The sequence below is a fragment of the Pseudoalteromonas sp. BSi20311 genome, from assembly GCF_000239875.1.
Lineage (GTDB): Bacteria > Pseudomonadota > Gammaproteobacteria > Enterobacterales > Alteromonadaceae > Pseudoalteromonas.
Genome location: NZ_BADU01000163.1, coordinates 1 through 714, shown reverse-complemented (window position 1 = coordinate 714; position 714 = coordinate 1). Strand labels below are relative to the sequence as shown.

Below are 714 nucleotides of genomic sequence, written 5' to 3'. Positions count from 1 at the left end.
ACAGTTTTAATAATGTGGCTGGATGATACTTAGGGCGGCCTGTGGACTTTAAAGTTAATCCTTTAAACCCCAATTCAGCTAGATTTAGTTCCTCAATGAAAACATCAATCACTCTGACCGTATTATCTTCACTGACGTAGTCTTCCAACGATTCTGGAAATAACGTTGATTGGTCACGACTTTCACCGCTTATAAACTTTGACATACTGCCTCAACCCTCAACTGAATCAATAGTCTAATTATATAAATATCAGTATATTAAGTGAACTAAATGTATAGATTAATAGATCATAAGCAGAACATACTTAGACCAAAAGGTGATCAGAGTTTTCACACAGTCTGGGCACAAACCGGAAATAGCCCACGCACTAATCCTATATTTATACATTAAGGCTTTTCAGACTTAATGTAATTCATTTTTCCACCATTCAAATATTTACCTAAACATAGGGTCTGCTTATCTTTACGGATTAATATTTGTTCAAACTAGGGGGGATTTAATCGCGACGCGAGGTTTGTAACCTAGTGGGCTAAGTAAAAATCGAGCAACAAAGAGTTAATTGCCCCTAGGCAGAACCCTTCGGGCAGTGCCTGTTTGGCATTGATGCTGCGTTATCGCCTATTTATGGGGAATAACCACACCACATAGACTCTGCATTGCCTAAAGACCAAACAGACTGCTGCAAATTTAACCTTGAAAGGTCAACAGACCCT

General features: G+C 38.7%; 1 pseudogene. It reads right to left on the bottom strand.

Features of this window, described 5'->3' with window-relative positions:
* Positions 1–205: pseudogene (locus tag P20311_RS18810) on the bottom strand (IS5/IS1182 family transposase); the annotation flags it as partial.
* Positions 206–714: the final 509 nt, after the last annotated feature.